21 protein-coding genes are annotated in these 24513 nt (G+C 58.4%); 2 read left to right on the top strand and 19 right to left on the bottom strand.

Translation table 11 applies throughout. The annotated features are described in order from the left end of the window. Positions 1-115 precede the first annotated feature (115 nt). The 4 genes from IHQ43_RS08510 to IHQ43_RS08495 all read right to left on the bottom strand — a co-directional run bounded on the left by IHQ43_RS08510 (position 116) and on the right by IHQ43_RS08495 (position 3823). Positions 116-844: a dienelactone hydrolase family protein gene (locus IHQ43_RS08510; RefSeq protein ID WP_192564034.1), complete on the bottom strand. Its 729-nt coding sequence runs from the start codon at positions 842-844 to the stop codon at positions 116-118. 68 nt (positions 845-912) lie between these two features. Further along, complete coding sequence (gene htpG / locus IHQ43_RS08505; RefSeq protein ID WP_192564033.1) at positions 913-2817, bottom strand: molecular chaperone HtpG; 1905 nt, start codon at positions 2815-2817, stop codon at positions 913-915. 81 nt (positions 2818-2898) lie between these two features. Next, entirely contained in the window at positions 2899-3351 is a 453-nt protein-coding gene (locus IHQ43_RS08500; protein WP_192564032.1) for a PaaI family thioesterase, read from the bottom strand. Continuing rightward, the gene (locus IHQ43_RS08495) at positions 3341-3823 is read right to left on the bottom strand and encodes a PaaI family thioesterase (RefSeq protein WP_192564031.1); all 483 of its coding nucleotides are present in this window, start codon (positions 3821-3823) and stop codon (positions 3341-3343) included. Before IHQ43_RS08495 ends, IHQ43_RS08500 begins: the two co-directional genes overlap by 11 nt. Positions 3824-3981: 158 nt before the next feature. On the opposite strand from IHQ43_RS08495, the gene IHQ43_RS08490 reads away from it, so the two are divergent. Continuing rightward, a complete protein-coding gene (locus tag IHQ43_RS08490) occupies positions 3982-4218 on the top strand; it encodes a hypothetical protein (protein ID WP_007959016.1) in 237 nt (78 codons plus the stop codon). A gap of 77 nt (positions 4219-4295) precedes the next feature. On the opposite strand, the gene IHQ43_RS08485 is transcribed toward IHQ43_RS08490, so the two are convergent. The 12 genes from IHQ43_RS08485 to sdhC all read right to left on the bottom strand — a co-directional run bounded on the left by IHQ43_RS08485 (position 4296) and on the right by sdhC (position 18835). Then, positions 4296-4697: an MAPEG family protein gene (locus IHQ43_RS08485; RefSeq protein WP_192564030.1), complete on the bottom strand. Its 402-nt coding sequence runs from the start codon at positions 4695-4697 to the stop codon at positions 4296-4298. Beyond that, positions 4697-5434, bottom strand: a complete 738-nt coding sequence (locus tag IHQ43_RS08480) for a DUF599 domain-containing protein (RefSeq protein ID WP_085608854.1) — start codon at positions 5432-5434, stop codon at positions 4697-4699. Before IHQ43_RS08480 ends, IHQ43_RS08485 begins: the two co-directional genes overlap by 1 nt. 256 nt (positions 5435-5690) lie before the next feature. Further along, on the bottom strand, positions 5691-7004 hold the full coding sequence (brnQ, locus tag IHQ43_RS08475; RefSeq protein WP_007959023.1) for a branched-chain amino acid transport system II carrier protein: 1314 nt from the start codon (positions 7002-7004) through the stop codon (positions 5691-5693). A gap of 329 nt (positions 7005-7333) precedes the next feature. After that, positions 7334-8218 carry a succinate--CoA ligase subunit alpha gene (gene sucD, locus IHQ43_RS08470; RefSeq protein ID WP_011333119.1) on the bottom strand — a complete coding sequence of 295 codons (885 nt, stop codon included), beginning with the start codon at positions 8216-8218 and terminating at the stop codon, positions 7334-7336. Then, on the bottom strand, positions 8218-9384 hold the full coding sequence (sucC, locus tag IHQ43_RS08465; RefSeq protein WP_007959029.1) for an ADP-forming succinate--CoA ligase subunit beta: 1167 nt from the start codon (positions 9382-9384) through the stop codon (positions 8218-8220). The genes sucD and sucC overlap by 1 nt, the downstream gene beginning before the upstream one ends. A gap of 340 nt (positions 9385-9724) precedes the next feature. Then, the gene (gene lpdA, locus IHQ43_RS08460) at positions 9725-11161 is read right to left on the bottom strand and encodes a dihydrolipoyl dehydrogenase (RefSeq protein ID WP_093224724.1); all 1437 of its coding nucleotides are present in this window, start codon (positions 11159-11161) and stop codon (positions 9725-9727) included. Positions 11162-11258: 97 nt separating this feature from the next. After that, positions 11259-12479 carry a 2-oxoglutarate dehydrogenase complex dihydrolipoyllysine-residue succinyltransferase gene (gene odhB, locus IHQ43_RS08455; RefSeq protein ID WP_007959031.1) on the bottom strand — a complete coding sequence of 407 codons (1221 nt, stop codon included), beginning with the start codon at positions 12477-12479 and terminating at the stop codon, positions 11259-11261. Between the two features lie 42 nt (positions 12480-12521). Then, complete coding sequence (locus IHQ43_RS08450; protein ID WP_192564029.1) at positions 12522-15353, bottom strand: 2-oxoglutarate dehydrogenase E1 component; 2832 nt, start codon at positions 15351-15353, stop codon at positions 12522-12524. 253 nt (positions 15354-15606) lie between these two features. Continuing rightward, positions 15607-16311, bottom strand: coding sequence for a succinate dehydrogenase iron-sulfur subunit (locus IHQ43_RS08445; protein WP_007959035.1), 705 nt, complete (start codon positions 16309-16311; stop codon positions 15607-15609). An 11-nt stretch (positions 16312-16322) separates the two neighbouring features. After that, entirely contained in the window at positions 16323-18095 is a 1773-nt protein-coding gene (sdhA, locus tag IHQ43_RS08440) for a succinate dehydrogenase flavoprotein subunit (RefSeq protein WP_007959037.1), read from the bottom strand. A gap of 3 nt (positions 18096-18098) precedes the next feature. Further along, positions 18099-18467 (bottom strand): succinate dehydrogenase, hydrophobic membrane anchor protein, encoded by a 369-nt coding sequence (gene sdhD / locus IHQ43_RS08435; protein ID WP_007959040.1) that lies wholly within the window; start codon positions 18465-18467, stop codon positions 18099-18101. Continuing rightward, positions 18461-18835, bottom strand: a complete 375-nt coding sequence (sdhC, locus tag IHQ43_RS08430) for a succinate dehydrogenase, cytochrome b556 subunit (RefSeq protein ID WP_011333113.1) — start codon at positions 18833-18835, stop codon at positions 18461-18463. Before sdhC ends, sdhD begins: the two co-directional genes overlap by 7 nt. A 364-nt stretch (positions 18836-19199) precedes the next feature. Here sdhC and gltA point away from each other — a divergent pair, with 364 nt between their 5' ends. Further along, on the top strand, positions 19200-20489 hold the full coding sequence (gene gltA, locus IHQ43_RS08425) for a citrate synthase (protein ID WP_007959044.1): 1290 nt from the start codon (positions 19200-19202) through the stop codon (positions 20487-20489). Positions 20490-21312: 823 nt separating this feature from the next. On the opposite strand, the gene IHQ43_RS08420 is transcribed toward gltA, so the two are convergent. From IHQ43_RS08420 to IHQ43_RS08410, 3 genes are all read right to left on the bottom strand, one after another. Then, positions 21313-22971, bottom strand: a complete 1659-nt coding sequence (locus IHQ43_RS08420) for a cation acetate symporter (protein ID WP_192564028.1) — start codon at positions 22969-22971, stop codon at positions 21313-21315. Further along, positions 22968-23279 (bottom strand): DUF485 domain-containing protein, encoded by a 312-nt coding sequence (locus IHQ43_RS08415; protein ID WP_011333111.1) that lies wholly within the window; start codon positions 23277-23279, stop codon positions 22968-22970. Before IHQ43_RS08415 ends, IHQ43_RS08420 begins: the two co-directional genes overlap by 4 nt. Positions 23280-23532: 253 nt before the next feature. Next, positions 23533-24384 (bottom strand): glycine betaine ABC transporter substrate-binding protein, encoded by an 852-nt coding sequence (locus IHQ43_RS08410; protein WP_007959306.1) that lies wholly within the window; start codon positions 24382-24384, stop codon positions 23533-23535. Positions 24385-24513: the final 129 nt, after the last annotated feature.

The following is a 24513-nucleotide window of genomic DNA, read 5'->3' as shown; positions in this document are numbered from 1 at the left end:
GCCAGCCGAAAAACTTTGGCAAATCACAGTCACTGTGGGAGCGGGCTTGCCCCCGGCGACGATCCGACGAAGAGGCCAGACCAGGCACTGAAAAAGTCAGAGCCTGGCAAGCAAGTCAGCCCTTGAACACTTCTTCCAGCAAGTCATGCATGGACTTGAACGCCCGCGCTGCGGTCTTCGCGTCGTACATCATCTTGCCCGGAACATTGGCATGCGGATCGGTGAACGAGTGCACTGCGCCGCCGTAGCTCAGCAACTGCCAGTCCACGCCGGCCGCGTTCATCTCGTCTTCGAATGCCGGCAACTGCTCTTTCGGCACCAGCGGGTCGGAAGCACCGTGCAGCACCAGGACCGAGCCTTTGATGTTCTTCGCGTCTGCCGGGTTCGGCGAATCCAGCGTGCCGTGGAACGACACCGCCGCTTTCACCGCCGCACCAGTGCGGGCCAGATCCAGCGCACAGCAGCCGCCGAAGCAGAAACCGAATACCGCCAGTTTCGAGGTATCGACCGCCGCCTCGCCCTGCTTCTGCAATTGTTCGAACGCGGCCTGCATACGCTTGCGCAACTGCGCGCGGTCATTCTTCAGCGGCATCATCGCCGCACCGGCCTGATCGGCATTCTGCGGACGCACGGCCTGGCCGTACACGTCAGCGATCAGCACCACATAACCCTTGGCCGCCACCGATTTGGCGATCTCTTCAGCGCCAGCGCTGACACCCATCCAGTTCGGCGCCATCAGCAGGCCCGGACGCGCGCCTTTGTGCTCGGCGTCGAACGCCAGGCGACCTTCATAAGGCTGGCGGTCGATCTGATAGACCACGGAACGTACAGTGACTTGGCTCATTTCTGACTCCTGATTGGTTGAACACCAGAATGAAAAAACCCGCCGAAGCGGGTTTTTCTACAGCTTGATCAAGCGGACAGCTCGACCAGCAGCTTGTTCAGGCGGCTCACGTAAGCGGCCGGGTCTTTCAAGCTGTCACCAGCCGCCAGCGCGGCCTGGTCGAAGAGGATGTGCGACAGGTCGCCAAAACGCTCTTCGCTGGTTTCGTTGTCAAGCTTCGCGATCAGCGGGTGGCTCGGGTTGAATTCGAAGATCGGCTTCGAATCCGGCACCTTCTGCCCGCTGGCCTCGAGGATTTGACGCATTTGCAGACCCAGGTCCTGCTCGCCGATGGCCAGAATGGCCGGCGAATCGGTCAGACGATGGGAAACCCGGACTTCGGCGACGGAATCGCCCAGTGCAGTTTTCAGACGCTCGACCAGACCTTCTTTCGACTTGGCGACTTCTTCTGCGGCCTTCTTGTCCTCTTCCGAGTCCAGGTTGCCCAGGTCCAGGTCACCGCGCGCGACGTCGACAAAGCTCTTGCCGTCGAACTCGCTCAGGTAGCTCATCAGCCACTCGTCGATGCGGTCGGTCAGCAGCAGCACTTCGATGCCTTTCTTGCGGAAGACTTCCAGGTGCGGGCTGTTCTTGACCTGCGCGTAGGTTTCGCCGGTGAGGTAGTAGATCTTGTCCTGACCTTCCTTGGCACGGGCCAGGTAGTCGGCCAGACCGACGATCTGCTCGCCGTCGTCGCCATTGGTCGATGCAAAACGCAGTAGACCGGCAATTTTTTCCTTGTTGGCGAAATCTTCGGCCGGGCCTTCTTTCATGACCTGACCGAAGTTTTTCCAGAAGCCCTTGTATTGCTCCGGCTCGTTCTTCGCCAGTTTTTCCAGCATGTCCAGCACGCGCTTGGTCAGCGCCGACTTCATCGAGTCGATGATCGGGTCTTTCTGCAGGATTTCCCGCGACACGTTCAGCGACAGGTCGTTGGAGTCGACCACGCCTTTGATGAAGCGCAGGTACAGCGGCAGGAACGACTCGGCCTGATCCATCACGAACACGCGCTGTACGTACAGTTTCAGGCCTTTTGGCGCTTCACGCTGGTACAGATCGAACGGTGCGCGGGCCGGCACGTACAGCAGCGAGCTGTACTCGAGTTTGCCTTCGACCTTGTTGTGGCTCCACGACAGCGGATTTTCGAAGTCGTGGGCGATGTGTTTGTAGAACTCCTGGTATTCCTCATCCTTCACTTCAGTGCGAGGACGGGTCCACAGGGCGCTGGCGCGGTTGACGGTTTCCCATTCTTGCGCAGGCTTCTCTTCGCCTTCGGCAGCGGCCACTTCTTTCGGCAGCTCGATCGGCAGCGCGATGTGGTCGGAGTACTTCTTGATGATGTTGCGCAGACGCCAGCCATCGGCGAACTCGTCTTCACCGGATTTCAGGTGCAGGACGATGCGGGTGCCGCGTTCTGGTTTGTCGATGGTGGCGACTTCGAATTCGCCCTCGCCTTTCGACGACCAGTGCACGCCGTCGCTGGCGGCGGTGCCGGCGCGGCGGCTGTACACGTCAACCTGATCGGCAACGATGAATGCGGAGTAGAAACCCACACCGAACTGACCGATCAGGTGCGAATCCTTCTTCTGATCGCCGGACAGGTTTTTCATGAAATCGGCGGTGCCGGATTTGGCGATGGTCCCCAGGTGGGTGATCACATCGTCGCGGTTCATGCCGATGCCGTTGTCTTCGAGGGTGACGGTCTTGGCGTCCTTGTCGAAGCTCACACGGATTTTCAGTTCAGCACCGCCTTCGAGCAACTCTGGCTTGGCCAGGGCTTCGAAGCGCAATTTGTCGACGGCGTCGGAGGCGTTCGAGATCAATTCGCGAAGGAAGATTTCCTTGTTGGAATACAGCGAATGGATCATGAGGTGCAGCAGTTGCTTCACCTCGGTCTGGAAGCCCAGGGTTTCCTTTTGAGTTTCCACACTCATGGTCATCAAACTCCAATCAGATGGCATTGGCCGCGACCTTGCTGGTCGGCGGCGGGTTGTTCTGTGAGTTGGGGGCGTGCTTCAGGATTTCAAGGGCTCATCGATTTTGAAGTGCGCGCGGGCAGTGGCAATCGGCTCGCTCTCGGTGCTTTGCCAGGCCGTGACCGCGACGTTGGCCACCCGCCGTCCCTGACGGCAGACCTGACACCGGGCCCAGGTATCGCGAAACTGCCCGGCCCGCAGGTAATCGAGGGAGAAATCGATGATCTTTGGCACAGCGGGCGCGCCGGTGAAAATCAGCAGGTGCAGGGCCGCGGACAACTCCATGAAACCGGCAATCACCCCGCCGTGGATCGCCGGCAATAAAGGGTTACCAATGTTGTCCTTGTTGGCCGGCAGCCTGAACAGCAAGTCATCACCGACTCGCGAACACTCGACGCCGATGAGTCCGGCGTACGGGATCAGTTTCAGCAGCGGCGCGTAGTCACCCTTCTCGTGCGCCTCTTGCAGTTGCTGCTTGAAATCATCGCTCATGGCTTTCTCCCTTGATCGCGCCACCAAAGCCTTTGGTGCCTTTAAGCCCCTTGCCCATACGCATGAAGGTGCCAACGACATGGGCAATCGGTTGCTCGGGATCATCCTGATAGGCGAAGCCTCGAGCAAAGATCACATCGGTGGTGACTCGATAACATTGGGCAAAGCCATAGACGTCTTTATGCGGCTGGGCGGCGTGCATGTAGTCGATGCGCAGATCGAGGGTCGGGCAGACTTCGAATTCCGGCAGGACGCACAGGGTCGACATGCCGCACGCGGTGTCCATCAGCGACGTGATCGCCCCGCCGTGGACCACGCCGGTCAGCGGATTACCGACAATTTGCGCACTGTACGGCAGCACCACCGTCAGGCCTTCGCTACTTGCGCTGTGCACCTTCAATCCCAGCACCTGACAGTGGCGCAAGGCCGAGAGAAACCGTGTCGCACGCTCAAAAACGGGGTTTTCGGCCATTTGATAATTACTCTTGTTAGTCGCTATTCCCAGTAGTGGAAAGAACAGCAAAAGTTCCATTGCAAAACAAACTTATATATCTGAAAGAAATGAGGAACTTAAGCCTCGGGCCTGAGCTCTTAAGGCCAGTAGTTATTTTCCATAAGGAGAAACACCCCATGCGTAAGACTTTAGCTATTGCCTTGATGTTGACCGCTTCCCTCGGTCTCGCTGCCTGCGATAAAAAATCCGAGGACAAAGCTCAAGATGCCAACCAACATGCTGAACAAGCTCAGCAAGACATGAACAAAGCTCAGGATAAAGTGAACGACGCAGCGAAAGAAAACGCCGAAGCTGCCAAAGCTCAGGCCGAATCGAACGCTGCAGCGCAAGAAGAAGCTGCCAAGAAGCAATAAGACGCTTCTCGATGGCAAAAAAGAAAACCCGCCAAGTGCGGGTTTTCTTTTGCCTGTCATTTTTTGTCAATGCGGTCTTAGAGCAAGACAGTTCTAAAAGTCGGACTAATCATCAGCAACAATGAACACACTAAGCCGACCAGCCAGACCAGACTGCGCAGCGTGGGAATATCCGCTAGGTAAAACCACAAATAGAGAATCCGCGAGACCACGAAGATGATCGCCAATGTATCGATCAGCCATCCTGCCGTCTGCGTGGTATGCGCCATCAGCACACCAACGGCAAACAGGATGAAAGCTTCGATGCTGTTCTGATGGGCCGCCAGCGCCCGGGCCCCGTAACCGGTGAGTTGCGCCTGCTGCTGGCGCGGCAGGTGGTTGTTGTAACCGCCCTGCTCTTTCATGGCCTTGCCGACCGGCATACGCGCCACGTAAATCAACAATGCACTGATAAACACACACCAGAACGGAATACTCATCAAGCAGCCTCTTTGTTCGCTTCGGGCAATGGCGCCTCTGTAGGGGTATAGACCATTACATCGAGCACGTCGGAATGAAACTCCCGGCGATACAACACCAGCACCACGCCGGCGCTCATCAACATGAACAGCCACGGGCTGACGAACCACGCCAACATGCTCATCCCGAAGTAGTAGGAACGCAGGCCGAAGTTGAACTGGTTGGCCGCCATCGAAATCACCCGCGCTGCCCGTGATGCAAATGCCTTGCGCTCCTGCTCCGAGACTTGCCGCTCACCGATCATCGGGGCCGAGCCAACGAGAATGGCGGCAAAGTTGTACTGGCGCATGCACCAACTGAAGGTGAAGAAGGCATACACAAACACCAGCGCCAGACACAGCAACTTGATCTCCGACATGCCCTGGGAAGCCTGTTGCACCATCGGAATGTCCGCCAGCAGCGACACCGCGCGCTCGGAAGCGCCGAGCACGGTCAGGATGCCCGCCAGAATAATCAGTGTGCTGGAAGCGAAGAACGAGGCGTTGCGCTCGAGATTGCCGATCACACTGGCGTCGGCGATGCGGTTGTCACGCAGCAGCATGCGGCGCATCCAGTCTTCGCGGTACAGGTGCAACACACTGGCCAGGCACGCTGTGTCACGGGCCTTCCAGGTGGCATAACGGGTGTAACCGCCCCAGCAGATGACAAACCAGAGCGCGGCCAGCAGGTGGATCAGGTTGGCTTGGATGAACGACATGCAATTCCCTGTGGAGTATGAGCGCGGCACCTTGTGGGAGCGAGCTTGCTCGCGATGGCGTCGGCACATTCTGAATAGATGTGACAGTTGCACAGCCATCACGAGCAAGCTCGCTCCCACATAAAAGCTTTGCTTGCTTCGACGCTGGCTCACGGAAAAAGACACTGCCTGAAGCCCATAAAAAATGCCCCGTATCGATTGATACGGGGCATTTCTGTTTAATCGCTCGGGAGCCGCTTGTGGCGGCCCGGCAATCTTAGGCGAGTGCTTCGGCGCGCTTGCCCAGCAGGCGGTCGCAAACCACGGCAACCACCAGAGTCATCACGCACGGCACCAGCCACGCCAGACCTTGCTCGCTCAGCGGCAGGTGGGCCAGTTGCGATGGCATCCAGTCCGCCAGACCGGCGCCTTTCAGCGCATCGATGGTGCCGAACACGAACGAAACCAGCATCACCGGGCCCATGATGCGGCTCTGCTCATGCCAGAACGCAGCGCAGAAGCTCAGGGCCACCAGCACGATGCACGGCGGGTAGATCGCGGTCAGCACCGGGATCGAGAACGCGATCAGCTTGGTCAGGCCCAGGTTGGACACCAGCAGCGAGAACGCCGCCAGGATGATCACCAGCGTCTTGTACGACAGCGGCAGTACGCGGCTGAAGTATTCGGCACAGGCGCAGGTCAGGCCAACTGCGGTCACCAGGCACGCCAGGGAAATCAGCACGGCGAGGAAGCCACTGCCCAGCGAACCGAAGGTGTGTTGCACGTAAGCGTGCAGCACCGCGGCGCCGTTGGTTGCGCCCGCAGCCACTTCATGGCTGCCGGAACCCAGACGGAACAGGCTGACATACACCAGCGCCAGACCGACACCGGCAATCAGCCCGGCGATGATCGCGTAACGGGTAATCAGCGCCGGCGACTCTACGCCACGGGAGCGGATCGCGTTGACGATGACGATGCCGAACACCAGTGCGCCCAGGGTATCCATGGTCAGGTAACCATTGATGAAGCCTTGAGAGAACGGTGCCGCAACGTATTCCGGAGTCGCCACGCCGATGTCACCGGCCGGCAGTGCGAACGCAGCGATGCCGAGCACGGCCAGTGCGATGATCTTCAGCGGCGCGAGGAAGCGACCGACGGTGTCCAGCAGACGCCCTGGGTAGAGCGAAATGAAGAACACCAGCAGGAAGTACACCGAACTGTAGAGGAACAGTGCCAGCGGGCTCTCACCGGTCAGCGGCGCCAGACCCACTTCAAAGGAAACGGTCGCGGTACGCGGGGTGGCGAACAACGGACCGACTGCCAGGTAGCAAGCCGCTGCCAGCACGCCGCCAGCGATCTTGCCGATCGGGCTGCTCAGGGCGTCCATCGCGCCACCGACCTTGGCCAGTGCGACCACGGTAACCACCGGCAGACCGACCGCCGTGATCAGGAAGCCCAGCGCCGCCATCCAGACGTTGGGCCCGGACTGCAGACCCACGATAGGCGGGAAAATGATGTTGCCAGCCCCGACGAAAAGGGCAAATGTCATAAAGCCAAGTGCCAGGATGTCCTGACCTTTCAAAACTTTCATTAAGGAAATACCACACTACTGAATCGGAATTTAGAGGGGGATTTCCCTGTGGGGTTAGGGAAATGCTGTCAATCCGTATAAGACTGACCCGTTTAGCGCGTTGCATGCCTTGTGGGCGGCAGACGCAAAAATGGCTGCTAGCCTAACGAATTTGTCTGACAAACGCACTGTTAGAGGGCGAACTATCCGATACGCGACGTTTCTGTGTCGCGTTTTTGCATGTTATTGGGTGAGTGCTTATAAATTGCCATCGTCAACCCGAACGCCAGAAACGACAAAGGCCACCCGAAGGTGGCCTTTGTTGCTGTAGCTAAAAAGTCAGCCGAAGCTTACTTCTTCACTTCCCAGCCAGTCAGCTCGGCCAGGGCCTTGCCGATGTCTGCCAGCGAACGCACGGTTTTCACGCCCGCGTCTTGCAGAGCAGCGAATTTCTCGTCTGCAGTGCCTTTGCCGCCGGAGATGATTGCGCCAGCATGGCCCATGCGCTTGCCCGGAGGAGCAGTCACACCAGCGATGTAGGAAACAACCGGCTTGGTCACGTTGGCCTTGATGTAGGCAGCCGCTTCTTCTTCAGCCGAACCGCCGATCTCGCCGATCATTACGATCGCTTCGGTCTTCGGGTCTTCCTGGAACAGCTTCAGGATGTCGATGAAGTTCGAACCCGGGATCGGGTCACCACCGATGCCGACGCAAGTCGACTGACCGAAACCGGCGTCAGTAGTCTGCTTCACAGCTTCGTAGGTCAGGGTGCCGGAACGGGAAACGATACCGACCTTGCCTGGCAAGTGAATGTGACCTGGCATGATGCCGATCTTGCATTCGCCTGGGGTGATCACGCCTGGGCAGTTAGGGCCGATCAGGGTAACACCCAGCTCGTCGCACTTAACTTTGGCGTCCAGCATGTCCAGGGTAGGAATGCCTTCGGTGATGCAGACGATCAGCTTGATGCCGCCGAATGCTGCTTCCAGGATCGAGTCCTTGCAGAAAGGAGCCGGAACGTAGATCACGCTGGCGGTGGCGCCAGTGGCTTCTACAGCTTCTTTCACGGTGTTGAACACAGGCAGGTTCAGGTGAGTGGTGCCACCTTTGCCTGGAGTCACGCCGCCAACCATTTTGGTGCCGTAGGCAATGGCTTGTTCGGAGTGGAAAGTACCCTGCGCACCGGTGAAGCCCTGGCAGATTACTTTGGTGTCTTTATTGATCAGGACGCTCATTACTTGCCCTCCGCAGCTTTAACGACTTGTTGAGCAGCGTCGGTCAGGCTGGTAGCAGCGATGATGTTCAAACCGCTTTCTGCCAGTACTTTAGCGCCCAGTTCAGCGTTGTTGCCTTCAAGACGAACAACAACCGGGATTTTCACGCCGACTTCTTTCACTGCACCGATGATGCCTTCGGCAATCATGTCGCAACGAACGATGCCGCCGAAGATGTTAACCAGTACTGCAGCGACATTGCTGTCGGACAGAATGATTTTGAAAGCTTCGGTTACGCGTTCTTTGGTAGCACCACCACCTACGTCGAGGAAGTTGGCTGGCTTGCCGCCGTGCAGGTTGACGATGTCCATGGTACCCATGGCCAGGCCGGCACCGTTCACCATGCAGCCGATGTTGCCTTCCAGCGCTACGTAGTTCAGTTCGAACTTGGCAGCGTGCGCTTCGCGCGGATCGTCCTGCGACGGATCGTGGAAAGTCTTCAGCTTAGGCTGACGGTACATTGCGTTGGCGTCGATGTTGATCTTGGCGTCCAGGCAGTGCAGATCGCCGTCAGCCTTGATCACCAGCGGGTTCACTTCCAGCAGAGCCAGGTCGTGATCCTTGAACAGCTTGGCCAGACCTACGAAGATCTTGGCGAACTGAGCAACCTGCTTGCCTTCCAGACCCAGCTGGAATGCCAGCTCGCGACCCTGGAATGGCTGAGCGCCAACCAGTGGATCGATAGTGGCTTTCAGAATTTTTTCTGGAGTGTCGTGAGCGATTTTCTCGATGTCCACGCCACCTTCGGTGGAAGCCATGAACACGATGCGACGGCTCGAACGGTCAACGACAGCGCCCAGGTACAGCTCTTTAGCGATATCAGTGCACGATTCAACCAGGATCTTGGTGACTGGCTGGCCGTTGGCGTCAGTCTGGTAAGTCACCAGACGCTTGCCCAGCCACTGCTGTGCGAAGGCTTTGGCGTCTTCTTTGCTGCGAACCAGCTTGACGCCGCCCGCTTTACCGCGACCACCGGCGTGAACCTGGGCTTTGACTACCCACTCGTTGCCGCCGATTTTGTCGCAAGCTTCTGCTGCTGCTTCCGGGGTGTCTACTGCGAAACCAGTCGAAACTGGCAGGCCGTATTCAGCGAACAGCTGCTTACCCTGATACTCGTGAAGATTCATGCTTTTTACCGTCTTCGTTAGGTACTGCGCATTCGGCGCTGCGCTCTTTATGAGTGCCGCGCCACCTGTGACTGCTGCTTGCGTAGCCTTTCCGGATACCCGGTGCAGCTACGCAAGGCTGCGTCCAGCGGACATTCCGCGGTGAGTCTTGCACGCAAGGCTCACGACGGGCCGACACCGCCGTGGTTTCTTATTGTCTCTTTCGGACATGTGAAAGCTGCTGCGCTAGGAAATACTGCGTTAAAAACAGGCTCGAAATGCTCATTGACTGACGTCAACTCCGCTTTCTCGCCTGTTTTTGCCTTGTCTTTCCGTCGCTCGCTACGCTTTCACAAAGCCCTCAACGCTTCTTGCGGTTGGCAATGTGGATGGCGCCGCCATTCACTGCCAAAGCTGCTTCGTGCAAGGCTTCAGACAGGGTCGGATGGGAGAAAACCATCATGCCCAGGTCTTCAGCGCTGGTGCCGAATTCCATACCGATCGCGCCCTGCTGAACCAGTTCTGCAGCGCTCGGGCCAATCACGTGCACGCCCAATACGCGGTCAGTCTTGGCATCGGCGATGACCTTGACGAAACCACCGGTATCGTTGGCGGCCATGGCACGGCCGGATGCTGCGAACGGGAAGGTGCCGACGTTAACTTCAACGCCTTCAGCTTTCAAGGCCTGCTCGGTTTTACCGACCCATGCGATTTCCGGGTGAGTATAAATAACCGAAGGGATCAGGTCATAGTTCATCTGAGCCTTGTGGCCCTTGATGCGCTCGACAACCATGATGCCCTCTTCCGAGGCTTTGTGAGCCAGCATCATGCCGCGAACCACGTCACCGATGGCGTAAACGCCCGGTACGGTGGTGGCGCAGTGATCGTCGACGTGTACGAAACCACGCTCGTCCAGGGTCACGCCACTGTCGGCAGCCAGCAGATCAGTGGTCACCGGACGGCGACCAACGGCTACGATCAGCTTGTCGAAAGTGATGGTCTGCTCGCCGTTGGCGTCGGTGTAGTTCACAACGACTTCGTCGCCGTTCACTTTCGAGCCGGTTACGCGAGCGCCCAGCTTGATGTCCAGACCCTGTTTGGTCAGGGTTTTCAGCGCTTCCTTGGAAACAGCGGTGTCCGCTGCCATCAGGAAGGTGTCCAGTGCTTCCAGAACAACCACTTCGGAGCCCAGACGCGACCAGACCGAACCCAGTTCCAGACCGATCACGCCAGCGCCGATCACGCCCAGACGCTTAGGTACGGTCTGGAATTCCAGTGCGCCAGTCGAATCGACGATGACTTTCTGATCGACCGGAGCCGGTGGAATGTCGATCGGACGCGAGCCTGGAGCCAGGATGACGTTTTCGGCTTCGATGACTTCAACCGAGCCGTCCGGCTTGGTGACTTCGACTTTCTTGCCGGCCAGCAGTTTGCCGTGGCCCTGGATCGAAGTAACGCCGTTGGCCTTGAACAGGGTGGCAACACCGCCGGTCAGGTTCTTGACGATGCCAGCCTTGCGGCCAACCATCGCAGCGACGTCCATTTTGACTTCGCCGGTCGAGATACCGTGGACGTTGAAGCTTTCTTTCGCTTCCTTGTATTTCCAGGAGCTGTCGAGCAGCGCCTTGGAAGGAATGCAGCCTACGTTCAGGCAGGTGCCGCCCAGGGCTTGCTTGCCTTCAGCATCGGTGTACTTCTCGATGCAGGCAGTGCTCAGGCCGAGTTGCGCGGCCTTGATAGCTGCCACGTAGCCGCCAGGGCCCGCACCGATCACTACTACGTCAAATTTCTGCGACATTCAAAAAATCCTCTTTAGCGAAAAGCTTCAAGCCGCGCGCTGCAAGCCAGGCTGCGTTTTCCCGCAGCTTGAAGCTTGCAGCGCGTGACTGCTTCTATCAGATATCCAGCAACAGACGAGCCGGATCTTCCAGCAGGTTCTTGATGGTCACCAGGAAGGTTACAGCTTCTTTGCCATCGATCAGACGGTGATCGTAGGACAGTGCCAGGTACATCATCGGACGGATCACGACCTGACCGTTGATGGCCATCGGGCGCTGGATGATGTTGTGCATGCCCAGAATCGCTGCCTGCGGCGGGTTGACGATCGGGGTCGACATCATCGAACCGAAGGTACCACCGTTGGTGATGGTGAAGGTACCGCCGGTCATTTCGTCCATCGACAGTTTGCCGTCACGGGCTTTCTTGCCGAAGGTGGCGATGCCGCCTTCGATTTCAGCCAGGCTCATGTGTTCGGCGTTACGCAGAACCGGAACCACCAGGCCACGGTCGCTGGAAACAGCGACGCCGATGTCGGCATAACCGTGGTAAACGATGTCGTTGCCGTCGATCGAAGCGTTGACCGCCGGGAAGCGTTTCAGCGCTTCGGTGGCAGCCTTCACGAAGAACGACATGAAGCCCAGGCGTACGCCGTTGTGGGACTTCTCGAACAGGTCCTTGTACTTCGAACGCAGGGCCATGACTTCGGTCATGTCGACTTCGTTGAAAGTGGTCAGCATCGCCATGTTCGATTGAGCTTCAACCAGACGCTTGGCAACGGTGGCACGAACGCGGGTCATCGGAACGCGCTTCTCGATGCGGTCGCCAGCGGCGAACACAGGAGCGGCGGCGGCCGGAGCAGCAGCCTTGGCAGGCGCGGCAGCCGGAGCGGCTTTCTTGGCAGCGACGGCTGCAACCACGTCTTCCTTGGTCACGCGACCGCCTTTGCCGGTGCCGGCAACGGAAGCGATGTTGATGCCGTTCTCTTCAGCCAGCTTGCGCGCGGCAGGAGCTGCGATCGGGTCGTCTTCGCCATCGGCGGCTGGAGCAGCGGCAGCAGCGGCCGGAGCAGCAGCGGCAGCCGGGGCGGCAGCAGCAGCGCCGCCTTCAACGATGGAGCCCAGGACTTCGTCGGACAGGACGGTTTCGCCCTCGCCCTTGACGATTGCGCCCAGCACGCCGTCGGCGGTAGCCAGCACTTCCAGTACGACTTTGTCGGTTTCGATGTCGACGATCAGTTCGTCACGCTTGACGGCGTCGCCCGGTTGTTTGTGCCAGGTGGCAACGGTGCCATCGGCAACCGATTCCGGGAAAGTGGGGGCTTTGATCTCGATAGCCATTATCTGTGGTTCCTTAAATTCGGTTTCAGGTGCGCGAAGGCGTTAAACGGTAAACGCGGCTTGCAGCAGTTGTTCCTGCTGCTCGGCGTGCATCGATGCGTAACCACATGCAGGTGCAGCAGAAGCCTCACGGCCCGCGTACTCGAGTACGAGAGATTTGTTGAGGTTGCTGATGCTGCGACGCAGGTGGTGCTGGCTGCAGTACCAGGCGCCCTGGTTCATCGGCTCTTCCTGACACCAGACCGCCGCTTTGACGTTGGTGTAAGGAGCCAGGACTTCTTTCAAGTCGTCCTCAGGGAACGGGTACAGCTGCTCGATACGCACGATGGCGATATCTTCGCGGCCTTCGGCACGACGTTTTTCCAGCAGGTCGTAGTAGACCTTGCCGCTGCACAGAACAACGCGCTCGACCTTTTTCGGGTCCAGTGCATCGATTTCCGGGATAACGGTCTGGAACGAACCTTCGGCCAGATCTTCCAGGGTCGAGATGGCCAGTTTGTGGCGCAGCAGCGACTTTGGAGTCAGAACGACCAATGGCTTGCGCAGCGGGCGAATCACCTGACGGCGCAGCAAGTGGTAGATCTGGGCCGGGGTGGTCGGCATGCACACCTGAATGTTGTGCTCGGCGCACAACTGCAGGTAACGCTCAAGACGTGCCGAGCTGTGCTCAGGGCCCTGACCCTCGTAGCCGTGTGGCAAAAGCATGGTCAGACCGCAGAGACGGCCCCACTTGTGCTCGCCGCTGGTGATGAACTGGTCGATAACAACCTGCGCACCGTTGGCGAAGTCGCCGAACTGGGCTTCCCAGATCACCAGCGCGTTTGGCGTGGTGGTCGAGTAACCGTATTCGAACGCCAGTACGGCTTCTTCCGACAGGAACGAGTCGTACAGGTCGAAGCGTGGCTGACCTTCATAAAGATGCTTGAGCGGAATGTAGGTACCGGCATCTTTCTGGTTGTGCAGCACAGCGTGACGGTGCGAGAACGTACCGCGGCCGATGTCCTGACCGGTCATGCGGATCGGGTGACCTTCGAACGCCAGGGTCGCGTACGCCATGGTTTCGGCGTAACCCCAGTTGATCGGCAGGCCGCCGGCTTGCATCTTCTGACGGTCTTCGTAGATCTTCGCGACCTGACGCTGAACCACGAAGCCTTCCGGGATTTCCAGCAGCTTGGCGGACAGTTCCTGCAGGGTCTTGAGGTCGAAGCGAGTGTCGTGACGCGCAGTCCAGGCGTGGCCCAGATACGGACGCCAGTCCACGAACAGCTCTTTGTTCGGCTCTTTGACCAGCGATTTCACTACGTGCAGACCGTTGTCCAGCGCGTTGCGGTATTCGTCGACTTTCGCCTGAACACGCTCGGCGTCCAGCACACCGCCCTGGGTCAGACGATCAGCGTACAGCTCACGGGTGGTGCGCTGCTTGGTGATCTGCTGATACATCAGAGGCTGGGTGCCGCTTGGCTCGTCGGCCTCGTTGTGGCCGCGACGACGGTAGCAGACCAGGTCGATCACCACGTCACGCTTGAACTGCATGCGGTAGTCGATGGCCAGCTGGGTCACGAACAACACGGCTTCCGGATCATCACCATTCACATGGAGGATCGGCGCCTGGATCATTTTCGCAACGTCGGTCGCGTACTCGGTGGAACGCGAGTCCAGCGGGTTGCTGATGGTGAAACCGACCTGGTTGTTGATCACGATGTGCACGGTACCGCCGGTTTTGAAACCGCGGGTCTGCGACATCTGGAAGGTTTCCATTACCACGCCTTGACCTGCGAATGCAGCGTCACCGTGGATGGAGATCGGCAGAACCTTCTCACCGGTCGAATCGTTGCGACGGTCCTGACGGGCGCGAACCGAACCCTCGACCACCGGGGAAACGATTTCCAGGTGGGACGGGTTGAACGCCATGGCCAGGTGAACTTCACCGCCGGTGGTCATTACGTTGGACGAGAAGCCCTGGTGGTATTTGACGTCACCGGAGCCCAGCTCGACCTTCTTCTTGCCTTCGAACTCGTCGAACAGCTCGCGCGGGTTCTTGCCGAAGGTGTTGACCAGTACGTTCAGACGGCCACGGTGAGCCATGCCGATGACGACTTCCTTGGTGCCGTAGGAACCGGAACGCTGGATCAGTTCGTCGAGCATCGGAATCAGGCTTTCGCCGCCTTCCAGACCGAAACGCTTGGTGCCCGGGTATTTGGTACCCAGGTATTTTTCCAGGCCTTCACCGGCAGTTACGCGCTCGAGCAGGTGGCTCTTGATGTCCGCGGAATATTCCGGACGGCCACGCACGCTTTCCAGACGCTGCTGGAACCACTGGCGCTGCTCGGAATCGGTGATGTGCGTAAATTCAGCGCCGATGGTGCGGCAATATGTCTGCTGCAACGCTTCGTGAATTTCGCGTAGGCTCGCTTCCTCTTTGCCGATGAACAGGTCGCCGGCACGGAAGGTCGTATCAAGATCGGCATTGGTCAAGCCGTAGTGATTGATCGACAGGTCTGCAGGTGCAGGACGCTGCCACAGCCCCAGCGGGTCAAGCTGGGCTGCCTGGTGGCCACGCATACGGTAGGCCTGGATCAATCGCAGCACTTCAACTTGCTTCTTCTCGTGCTCACTGCTCACGCTGCCGGCGGAAACCGGTTGGGCGCGGCGCTGGTTCTTTGCCAGCAGCACGAAATGATCGCGAATTGTGGAGTGCGAAACATCTGTGGCAGAGCTGCCGTCGGCAGGCAGCTTCTGAAAGTAGGTGCGCCACTCTTCTGGCACAGCGTTAGGGTCGTGCAGGTAGAGCTCGTAGAGCTCTTCCACATAGGCAGCGTTTCCACCTGAAAGGTAGGCGCTGTTCCACATGCGCTGCATCACGCTTTCTTGCATGCTTGGTCACCCTCGGTTAGGGGAACACCATCGGTGTCGACACCGAGCAAGCTTGCAGAAGTCCGAATGCAGCGACCAAAACAAGCCACTTAGGATCACACTGATAGTCCGGGTACCAGCCCGGATGCCCCTGCTTGTCTCATTTCTTCAAAATAAGAGCCGCAGCTTATGGCTGCTGCTCTGGTTATAGCCATGGCGCGGGTTGAAGCCCGCGCCTAAGCCCTCTACGGGTACAGCGGTTACAGCAGCTGAATCACACGCCGCTCGAAAGCAGCATGTTACGGATGTGACCGATGGCCTTAGTCGGGTTCAGGCCTTTCGGACATACGTTGACGCAGTTCATGATGCCCCGGCAGCGGAAGACGCTGAACGGGTCATCGAGGGACGCCAGACGCTCGGACGTCTTGGTGTCACGGCTGTCTGCCAGGAAGCGGTACGCTTGCAGCAGTGCAGCTGGACCCAGGAACTTGTCCGGGTTCCACCAGAAGGACGGGCAAGAGGTCGAGCAGCAGGCGCACAGGATGCACTCGTACAGACCGTCGAGCTTTTCACGCTCTTCAGGGGACTGCAGACGCTCGATGGCCGGAGCCGGCGTGTCGTTCTGCAGGAATGGCTTAACCTTCTCGTATTGCTTGTAGAAGATGCTCATATCGACAACCAGGTCACGGATAACCGGCAAACCTGGCAGCGGACGAACGATCAGCTTGTTACCTTTGACGACAGCGGACAGCGGCGTGATGCACGCCAGGCCGTTCTTGCCGTTAATGTTCATGCCGTCGGAGCCGCAGACGCCTTCACGGCAGGAGCGACGATAGGAGAAACCCTCGTCCTGCTCTTTGATCAGGGCCAGCACGTCCAGCACCATCAGGTCTTTACCACCGGTATCAACCTGGAATTCCTGCATGAACGGCGCAGCGTCCTGATCAGGGTTGTAACGATAAACACTGACTTGCAACATGGCGGTCACCCTTAATAAGTCCGGACTTTAGGTTCGAAAGTCGGAACAGTCTTCGGCGAGAAGTTCACGGCACGCTTGGTGACGCGCTTGTCACCCGGGAAGTACAGGGTGTGGCACAGCCAGTTTTCGTCGTCACGATCTTCAAAGTCTTCACGGGCGTGAGCGCCGCGGGACTCTTTACGTACTTCGGCAGCGATGGCGGTAGCTTCAGCCACTTCCAGCAGGTTTTGCAGTTCCAGCGCTTCGATACGTGCAGTGTTGAACGCCTGCGACTTGTCGTTGATCTTCACATTCGCGATGCGCTTGCGCAGATCAGCCAGCTGGGCAATACCTTTCTGCATGTATTCGCCGGTACGGAATACACCGAAGTAGTTCTGCATGCAGCTTTGCAGCTCGCGACGCAGGGTAGCGACGTCTTCGCCGTCGGTACGGTTGTTCAGGGCATTCAGACGTGCCAGGGCAGCTTCGATGTCGGCTTCGGTAGCGTCGTCGTATTCGATGCCGTCGGTCAGCGCCTTTTCCAGGTGCAGGCCGGCAGCGCGGCCGAATACCACCAGGTCGAGCAGCGAGTTGCCGCCCAGACGGTTGGCACCGTGAACCGATACGCAAGCCACTTCACCTACCGCGAACAGACCAGGAATGATCTGATCCACGCCCTCGGCGTCCTGGGTGATCGCCTGGCCGTGAATGTTGGTGGCAACGCCGCCCATCATGTAGTGGCAAGTCGGAACAACCGGAACCGGAGCAACCACCGGGTCAACGTGTGCGAACGTCTTCGACAGTTCGCAGATGCCTGGCAGACGGCTGTGCAGCACTTCCTCGCCCAGGTGGTCGAGTTTGAGCATTACGTGGTCGCCATTCGGACCGCAACCGTTGCCGGCGATGATTTCCTTAACCATCGAACGGGCAACAACGTCACGACCGGCAAGGTCTTTGGCGTTCGGAGCATAACGCTCCATGAAACGCTCGCCGTGCTTGTTGATCAGGTAACCACCTTCACCACGGCAACCTTCGGTAACCAGTACACCGGCGCCGGCGATGCCGGTCGGGTGGAACTGCCACATTTCGATGTCTTGTACCGGCACGCCAGCACGCAGAGCCATGCCGACGCCGTCACCGGTGTTGATCAGGGCGTTGGTGGTGGACGCGTAGATACGACCTGCACCGCCGGTAGCCAGTACGGTGGCCTTGGCGCGGATGTAGGTGGTTTCGCCGGTTTCGATGCAGATTGCGATCACACCGACGAATTCGCCCTCCTGGTTTTTCACCAGGTCGACAGCGTAGTACTCGTTCAGGAACGTGGTACCGGCTTTCAGGTTGCCCTGATAAAGGGTGTGCAGCAGCGCGTGACCGGTACGGTCGGAAGCGGCGCAGGTACGGGCAGCCTGCCCGCCTTTACCGTAATCCTTCGACTGACCGCCGAACGGACGCTGGTAGATACGGCCTTGCTCGGTACGCGAGAACGGCAGACCCATGTGGTCCAGCTCGAAAACGGCAGCCGGGCCTTCCTGACACATGTATTCGATAGCGTCCTGGTCACCGATGTAATCGGAACCCTTGACGGTATCGTACATGTGCCAGCGCCAGTCATCGTTCGGGTCGGCCGAAGCGATGGCGCAGGTGATGCCGCCCTGTGCGGACACAGTGTGCGAACGGGTCGGGAAAACCTTGGTGATCACGGCAGTCTTGTGACCGCCCTGTGCCAGTTGCAGCGCTGCGCGCATGCCGGCACCGCCGCCACCAATAATGATGGCGTCGAAAGAAATCGTTGGAATGTTAGCCATGAATCAGATACCCCAGAGAATCTGCACACCCCAGACGAAGTAAGCGAACATCGCGACGCCGCATACTGCCTGGAAAAGGAAACGTACTGCAGTCGCGGACTTGCCCAGCGCCATTGGCGTCAGGTAGTCGGTCGCGATGGTCCACATGCCGACCCAGGCGTGAGCGCCCAGGGCAACCAGTGCCAGCAGACTGAAGATACGCATTCCGTTGTGGGCGAACAGGCCGTGCCATTGGTCGTAGCCAATGCCCGGGTTCGCGACGAGGTAGCCGATCAGGAAGATGAAATAAGCCGCGAGAACGACCGCAGACACACGTTGTGCCATCCAGTCATAGAGGCCCGAACGCGAAAGGTTTGTAACGCTGGTTACCATATCCAAACTCCTGCCAGAACGATCAGCACCACGGAAACGGCGATGATCAGTTTCGAGCCCAGGCGGCCGCCTTCCAGCGTCTCACCGATGCCCATGTCCATGATCAAGTGGCGCACACCGGCAACCAGGTGATACAGAAGAGCGGACAGGAGGCCCCATGCTACGAACTTGGCCAGCGGGCTGGTCAAGCATGCCTTCACCTCGACATAACCTTCCTCGGAACCCAGGGATTTGCCCAATGCATAAAGCATGATGCCAAGGCCCAGGAAGAGGATGATGCCGGAAACACGGTGAAGAAACGACGTAACGCCGGTGATGGGGAGTTTGATGGTCCTTAGGTCTAGGTTTACAGGTCGTTGGCTTTTCACGGCTTTTTTTTCACACTGAAGAGCCCCTAACAATCAGGGCAAAGTTGTTGGGGAGTGCACTGGTCAGGTAACCACCACCCAGGGATGCGACCCCCAATGAAAGCAAGCCCAAAAGCCCTTGGCGGTCGGTCGCCGAGTATAGACAGTTAGGCTACTAATGACAACGCAATCGCCTACCCCCAATAGCGGATTGCACAAGTCGTATAAAAGGCGTAAATGGCAGGCAATTTCGAGGAAAAAGTACGGTTAAAGCCTTCTGGAGCAAGACTTTAGGCAAATTGACATTCGAATTTATCTCACTATAGTGGTGCGGGCCCTGCGTGGGGGGTCTGTCTGATGATTTCAAGCATAAATAGGAGGCCACATGGCTGACAAAAAAGCGCAGTTGATCATCGAGGGCGCAGCCCCCGTCGAGCTGCCCATTTTAACCGGCACCGTTGGTCCCGATGTTATCGATGTTCGGGGCCTGACGGCCACGGGCCGCTTCACTTTCGACCCCGGTTTCATGTCGACCGCTTCCTGCGAATCGAAGATCACCTATATCGACGGCGACAACGGCATCCTGCTGCACCGCGGCTACCCGATCGAACAGCTGGCTGAAAAGTCGGACTACCTGGAAACCTGCTACCTGCTGCTGAACGGCGAACTGCCGACTGCAGAGCAAAAGGCCCAGTTCGTCGGCACCGTGAAGAATCACACCATGGTTCACGAGCAGCTGAAAACCTTCTTCAACGGCTTCCGCCGTGACGCCCACCCGATGGCCGTCATGTGTGGCGTAGTCGGCGCCCTCTCGGCCTTCTACCACGACTCCCTCGACATCAATAACCCGCAGCATCGCGAAATCTCCGCGATCCGCCTGGTTGCCAAGATGCCGACCCTGGCCGCGATGGTTTACAAGTACTCCATGGGCCAACCCATGATGTACCCGCGCAACGACCTGTCGTACGCGGAAAACTTCCTGCACATGATGTTCAACACCCCGTGCGAGATCAAACCGATCAGCCCGGTACTCGCCAAGGCCATGGACCGGATCTTCATCCTCCACGCCGACCACGAGCAGAACGCTTCGACCTCCACCGTGCGTCTGGCGGGCTCCTCGGGTGCCAACCCGTTCGCCTGTATCGCCGCCGGCATCGCCGCACTGTGGGGCCCTGCCCACGGCGGTGCGAACGAAGCCGTGCTGACCATGCTCGATGAAATCGGCGATGTTTCGAACATCGACAAGTTCATCGCCAAGGCCAAGGACAAGAACGATCCGTTCAAGTTGATGGGCTTCGGTCACCGCGTCTACAAGAACCGCGACCCTCGCGCGACTGTAATGAAGCAGACTTGCGACGAAGTGTTGAAGGAACTGGGCATCCAGAACGATCCGCAACTCGAACTGGCCATGCGCCTGGAAGAGATCGCCCTGACCGATCCGTACTTCATCGAGCGCTCGCTGTACCCGAACGTCGACTTCTACTCGGGGATCATCCTCAAGGCGATCGGCATTCCTACCAGCATGTTCACCGTGATCTTCGCCCTGGCACGTACTGTCGGCTGGATCTCGCACTGGAAGGAAATGCTCTCCAGCCCGTACAAGATTGGCCGTCCGCGCCAGCTTTACACGGGTTATGAGTCGCGGGATATCACCAAGCTGGAAGACCGCAAATAAGAGCTTTCTTGCGATAGCGTCTTAGCGTTGTACCGGGAACGGCCTCCATGAGAATGGGGGCCGTTTTTGTTTGGGGTATCTCAGCGGCCTTCGGGCCGACTAGGTTCTTAGTTGATTGCGTACATATCCGCTTCTTCGGGTGCTGCCGCTGGCGGTTTCGCTCTTACAGCGAGTCCCTTTTTCAAACGCCAAAAAGGAACCAAAAGGCTTTTGCCCCGGCGTACGGCACTTCGCTTAGGCTCAGTGTTCCCTCGCTACGGTGTCCATCAGGGGGCATCGCCTACGGTTTGCTTCGCTGCACCTCCTCTCGATGTATGCGGCTTCGCCGCACGGCGCTCCGCGCCTACCCCCTGATGGACACCTCCGCTCGGCCTGCCGAAGGGGCAAAAAAGCCAAAACCAGAGCCAGAGCAAAAACCAGATCAAGAGCCACTCACCACGATGAGCGCTAGCTCGAGAAAAGCTTTTGATCTTTTGGCCCCATCGGCAGGCTGAGTGGAGGGATTGATCCGGGGTGGGAGCGCAGCGACCGTTTGGCGAAGCCAAACACATCGAGAGGAGGTGCAGCGAAGCAAACCGTAGGCGATGTCCCCGGATCGATCCCGGAACGAAGGAACACCGAGCCAAAGCGAGGTGCCGAACGCCGGGGCCTAGACTTTTTGGTTACTTTTGGGGCGTTTGCCAAAAGTGACCCGCTGTAAGAGCGGAACCATAAGAAGCCGTTACCGCAGCAACGGATATGTACTCAATCAAAAAGCCCACAAAAAAACGCCCCAATCTCTCAACCAGGGCGTTTCCGTCCAACTCAACCTACACAAAAAGCCTCAGTGCGAAACCGCCCCACTAGCCCCCAACCCCGTCTGCGAACGCACAAACTGCGGGAAGAATGCCGCACGCTCTTTCTCTGCCGCCGCTGACTTATCGGTAACCGAGAAGAACCAGATGCCGATAAACGCAATGATCATCGAGAACAACGCAGGATACTCGTAAGGGAAGATCGCCTTCTCATGATGCAGAATCTGCACCCAGATGGTCGGGCCAAGAATCATCAGACCCACCGCACTCACCAGACCCAGCCAGCCGCCAATCATCGCGCCACGGGTGGTCAGCTTCTTCCAGTACATCGAAAGCAGCAGCACCGGGAAGTTGCAGCTCGCCGCGATGGAGAACGCCAGACCGACCATGAACGCAATGTTCTGGCTTTCGAACAGGATGCCCAGGCCGATGGCCAGAACGCCCAGTGCGATAGTGGTGATCTTCGAAACGCGGATCTCATCCTTCTCGTTGGCTTTGCCTTTCTTGATCACGCTGGCGTACAGGTCGTGAGACACCGCCGAAGCACCCGCCAGGGTCAGGCCGGCCACTACTGCCAGAATGGTCGCGAACGCCACCGCCGAGATGAAGCCGAGGAACACGCTGCCGCCCACGGCGTTGGCCAGGTGCACCGCCGCCATGTTGTTGCCGCCGAGCAGAGCGCCCGCTGCATCTTTGAAGGCCGGATTGGTGCTGACCAGCAGGATCGCGCCGAAGCCGATGATGAAGGTCAGGATGTAGAAGTAGCCAATGAAACCGGTCGCGTACAGCACGCTCTTGCGAGCTTCTTTCGCGTCGCTGACAGTGAAGAAGCGCATCAGGATGTGCGGCAGGCCGGCGGTACCGAACATCAGCGCCAGACCGAGGGAGAACGCCGAAATCGGATCTTTCACCAGACCGCCCGGGCTCATGATCGCCTCGCCCTTGGCGTGAACCTTGATGGCTTCGGAGAACAGGGTGTTGAAGTCGAAATTGACGTGCTTCATCACCATCAGCGCCATGAACGAGGCACCGGACAGAAGCAGTACAGCCTTGATGATCTGTACCCAGGTGGTCGCCAGCATGCCGCCGAAGAGCACGTAGAGGCACATCAGGATACCGACCAGAATCACCGCAACGTGGTAGTCGAGACCGAACAGCAGCTGGATCAGCTTGCCGGCACCGACCATTTGCGCGATCAGGTAGAACGCCACCACCACCAGCGAACCGCAGGCAGACAGGGTGCGGATCTGGGTTTGCCCGAGCCGGTAGGACGCCACGTCGGCAAAGGTGTATTTACCCAGGTTACGCAGACGCTCGGCGATCAGGAACAGAATGATCGGCCAGCCCACCAGGAAGCCGATCGAGTAGATCAGGCCGTCGTAACCGGAGGTGAACACCAGCGCGGAAATCCCCAGGAAGGATGCCGCCGACATGTAGTCACCGGCAATCGCCAGACCGTTCTGGAAACCGGTGATCTTGCCGCCCGCCGCGTAGTAGTCGGCCGCCGAGTTGTTGCGCTTGGACGCCCAGTAGGTGATGCACAGGGTCGCGCCAACGAACGCCACGAACATGACGATCGCGGAAACGTTGAGCGGTTGTTTGTGGACTTCGCCGGTCAGGGCGTCAGCGGCCCAGACGGCTGGAGCGAACGCTGCGATGCTCAAAAGAGCCAGTAGACGCCGGATCATTGCTGAGCCTCCTTGAGAATCGCGTTGTTCAGGTCGTCGAACTCGCCATTGGCGCGGCGCACGTAAATGCCGGTCAGGATGAAGGCCGAGACAATCAGTCCGACACCGATCGGGATACCCCAGGTGATGGATGATTCGGGGCTGATTTTCGTCCCGAGCACTTGCGGCCCGTACGCGATCAGAAGGATGAAGCCGGAATAGAGCCCGAGCATGATCGCCGAGAGTATCCAGGCGAACCTTTCTCTTTTCTTGACCAGCTCCTTGAAGCGCGGGCTGTTCTGAATCGAGAGGTAAATGCTGTCGTTCATTGTTTTTATCCTCGCAGCACAGATTTTTATTTTTGGAACATATCCACTGTATGCGGCTGCGAGCCGGGTTCCAGACGACCTTAGTAGTAGAACGCCATGACGTTTTCGCCATTCTTGAGCACACACAAAAAACTGTGGGAGCTGGCTTGCCAGCGATGGCGTCGTATCAGCCAATGTATTAGTCGACTGACAGACCGCTATCGCGGGCAAGTCCGCTCCCACAGGGTGTGCGGTGAACAAAAGTGATTTAGGGTTATTTAGTCCAGTCGGCGACACGCTCCGGGTGCTTGGCAACCCAATCCTTGGCCGCTGCGTCAGGTTTTGCACCATCCTGAATCGCCAGCATGACTTCGCCGATTTCGTCTTTCGAAGCCCACTGGAAGTTCTTCAGGAACTTGGCCACTTCCGGCGCCTTGGTCGCCAGTTCCTTGCTGCCGATGCTGTTCACGGTTTCAGCCGCGCCGTACACGCCTTTCGGGTCGTCTAGGAAGCGCAGTTTCCACTTGGCGAACATCCAGTGCGGCACCCAGCCGGTGACAGCGATGGATTCGTTTTTCTTCTCAGCACGGGTCAGTTCGGCAATCATGCCGGCGCCGGAACTGGCCTTGAGTTGATAGCCGGTCAGGTCGTAATCCTTGATCGCCTGATCGGTCTTGAGCATCACGCCTGAACCGGCGTCGATGCCGACGATGCGTTTCTTGAAGGAGTCGTCGGTTTTCAGGTCTTCGATGGTCTTGGCCTTGACGTACTCCGGCACGATCAGACCGATTTTCGCGTCCTTGAAGTTCGGGCCGTAATCGACGACCTGATCCTTGTTCTTGGTCCAGTATTCGCCGTGGGTCACCGGCAGCCAGGCCGAGAGCATGGCGTCGAGTTTGCCGGTGGCAACGCCCTGCCACATGATGCCGGTGGCGACGGCCTGCAGTTTCACGTCGTAGCCGAGTTTCTGCTTGATCACTTCGGCCGCCACGTGGGTGGTCGCGACGCTGTCGGACCAGCCGTCAACGTAACCGATGTTCAGGGTCTTGGTTTCAGCACTGGCGAGTGTGGAGCCCATCGCAAGCACCAGAGCGGCACCTGCGCCTAAAAGTCGTCGCATCTTCATCGTTACTTCCCCGAAATGCTGCGCCCGACGGATGCCGGGCATCGTCAACGTATTGTTATGGTGCACAGCGCCCCCATCACGCCTGACCGCAAACTCGTTAGTACATCAGCCGGATTATCAATAAGGGTA

It is taken from the genome of Pseudomonas gozinkensis, assembly GCF_014863585.1.
Lineage (GTDB): Bacteria > Pseudomonadota > Gammaproteobacteria > Pseudomonadales > Pseudomonadaceae > Aquipseudomonas > Aquipseudomonas gozinkensis.
Note: the sequence above shows the minus strand (reverse complement) of the source record. Positions and strands in the feature narration are given on the sequence as shown.

Bases quoted from the DNA above. Each gene is read 5' to 3' on its own strand.
- IHQ43_RS08495 (WP_192564031.1), bottom strand. From the start codon at position 3,823: ATGGCCGAAAACCCCGTTTTTGAGCGTGCGACACGGTTTCTCTCGGCC.
- sdhA (WP_007959037.1), bottom strand. From the start codon at position 18,095: ATGGCTAACATTCCAACGATTTCTTTCGACGCCATCATTATTGGTGGC.
- IHQ43_RS08500 (WP_192564032.1), bottom strand. From the start codon at position 3,351: ATGAGCGATGATTTCAAGCAGCAACTGCAAGAGGCGCACGAGAAGGGT.
- lpdA (WP_093224724.1), bottom strand. From the start codon at position 11,161: ATGTCGCAGAAATTTGACGTAGTAGTGATCGGTGCGGGCCCTGGCGGC.
- odhB (WP_007959031.1), bottom strand. From the start codon at position 12,479: ATGGCTATCGAGATCAAAGCCCCCACTTTCCCGGAATCGGTTGCCGAT.
- IHQ43_RS08510 (WP_192564034.1), bottom strand. From the start codon at position 844: ATGAGCCAAGTCACTGTACGTTCCGTGGTCTATCAGATCGACCGCCAG.
- IHQ43_RS08450 (WP_192564029.1), bottom strand. From the start codon at position 15,353: ATGCAAGAAAGCGTGATGCAGCGCATGTGGAACAGCGCCTACCTTTCA.
- IHQ43_RS08415 (WP_011333111.1), bottom strand. From the start codon at position 23,279: ATGAACGACAGCATTTACCTCTCGATTCAGAACAGCCCGCGCTTCAAG.
- sucD (WP_011333119.1), bottom strand. From the start codon at position 8,218: ATGAGCGTCCTGATCAATAAAGACACCAAAGTAATCTGCCAGGGCTTC.
- IHQ43_RS08410 (WP_007959306.1), bottom strand. From the start codon at position 24,384: ATGAAGATGCGACGACTTTTAGGCGCAGGTGCCGCTCTGGTGCTTGCG.
- IHQ43_RS08420 (WP_192564028.1), bottom strand. From the start codon at position 22,971: ATGATCCGGCGTCTACTGGCTCTTTTGAGCATCGCAGCGTTCGCTCCA.
- sdhD (WP_007959040.1), bottom strand. From the start codon at position 18,467: ATGGTAACCAGCGTTACAAACCTTTCGCGTTCGGGCCTCTATGACTGG.
- IHQ43_RS08485 (WP_192564030.1), bottom strand. From the start codon at position 4,697: ATGAGTATTCCGTTCTGGTGTGTGTTTATCAGTGCATTGTTGATTTAC.
- brnQ (WP_007959023.1), bottom strand. From the start codon at position 7,004: ATGAAAGTTTTGAAAGGTCAGGACATCCTGGCACTTGGCTTTATGACA.
- sucC (WP_007959029.1), bottom strand. From the start codon at position 9,384: ATGAATCTTCACGAGTATCAGGGTAAGCAGCTGTTCGCTGAATACGGC.
- gltA (WP_007959044.1), top strand. From the start codon at position 19,200: ATGGCTGACAAAAAAGCGCAGTTGATCATCGAGGGCGCAGCCCCCGTC.
- IHQ43_RS08480 (WP_085608854.1), bottom strand. From the start codon at position 5,434: ATGTCGTTCATCCAAGCCAACCTGATCCACCTGCTGGCCGCGCTCTGG.
- IHQ43_RS08445 (WP_007959035.1), bottom strand. From the start codon at position 16,311: ATGTTGCAAGTCAGTGTTTATCGTTACAACCCTGATCAGGACGCTGCG.
- htpG (WP_192564033.1), bottom strand. From the start codon at position 2,817: ATGAGTGTGGAAACTCAAAAGGAAACCCTGGGCTTCCAGACCGAGGTG.
- IHQ43_RS08490 (WP_007959016.1), top strand. From the start codon at position 3,982: ATGCGTAAGACTTTAGCTATTGCCTTGATGTTGACCGCTTCCCTCGGT.